This window comes from Janthinobacterium sp. TND4EL3, assembly GCF_900156175.1.
Taxonomy (GTDB): Bacteria; Pseudomonadota; Gammaproteobacteria; order Burkholderiales; family Burkholderiaceae_D; genus Janthinobacterium.
In genome coordinates, this window is the sequence record NZ_FTMV01000070.1 from 1 (window position 1) to 1,197 (window position 1,197).

The following is a 1,197-nucleotide window of genomic DNA, read 5'->3' on the forward strand; positions in this document are numbered from 1 at the left end:
TTCCACCATACTGACCAACCCCATGCACTCAGAGCGTGCGCTTGCGTATGACGTGGCGGTGGGCGTATGCCGCATCAAGCCGGATCAGCTGCGCAGGTTGAGGGTGGCGGCGGATTGGAGGTTGTTGAAAGCGCTTGATGATAGTGACTCAGCAAAGACTTTTAAAGAGTACTTTGCCAAAGCGACACGTAACAAGATGACTGCCTCGGTTTGGGTAAAAGAGTCTGAAGAAGCCAGTCTTCCTGAAAAAATTATCGACATACGTGAAAACCCTGCGCGGGATCCCCGGCCTACGTCTGGAGAACTGGCTCACGATTGATGCCATGCGATTTACCGGTTTGTATAGAGCAGATCCTTCTGCAACAGCCTTTTTATAGATGGAGCATTGAGCATGTTCAAAACTATTTTTCTGTATGTGTCCCTCGGATTTCTGGTCGTATTTCTGCTGGCCGCCTGTTCACATTTGCGTTCGTCCCCTGTTACCTTGAGCAGTACCGTTAGCGCTGTACCTGAGGTGAATAAGCGGCCTTACATGGCTCAAGTAGTTGGCTTGCAATGGCTTAATCCACTACAGCGGAAGGACTATCCGACGCAATGGCAATTGCTGTGGACGTTGGGGCTGACACAACCAAATCCGAACGATGAGATGGTCAGGGAAAAGCCTGAAAAATATTCCAAACTGCAAAGCATTGCGTCTATTGCGGTTGGAAATAATGGCTCTGAAACCTTTCTCGGCTACCACCATAAATATATCGAAGATATGTTTGATCGTTTTCATGGGGTGTATTACTCTGATCCAGAGTACTTCTACAACGTTCACTCTGCTGAAAACAAATCGCGCTGGCGCGAGCTTGCAGGCATTCACATTGAATATGCGCTACCTGAAGGCAAGCTCGACCCAGTGGAAGCAGCCAATTTCGTCCGGGAATATGTTGCCGATATTTTTAGCATCGGCAACATCCACTCTCCCACCCTGTGGACCCGCTCCACCCCACCCGACGTCCGCCTCACCATGGGCGGCCCCAACGCCGGTTTCACTTCACTTTCCGCCGCGCTCGACTATCTGCAAACGCACCCCAAGGAAACCGTCTGGGCCATGAATTGGGATGCGCCCAGTCGTCCTCTGGACCGGCAGATCAACGAAAACCTGGTGCTGCTGGTGCTGGCCGGTCCCGACTACAAGACGGAGCGGACGCC

At 51.8% G+C, this 1,197-nt stretch carries 1 protein-coding gene and 1 pseudogene; both read left to right on the forward strand.

What is annotated here, in order from left to right:
- Nucleotides 1-319, forward strand: a 319-nt coding sequence (locus tag BXA07_RS29685) for an effector protein Tle3 domain-containing protein (RefSeq protein WP_139335873.1), incomplete at its 5' end; no start/stop codon positions are given.
- 72 nt (nt 320-391) lie between these two features.
- Nucleotides 392-1,197: pseudogene (locus BXA07_RS30715) on the forward strand (virulence factor); the annotation flags it as partial.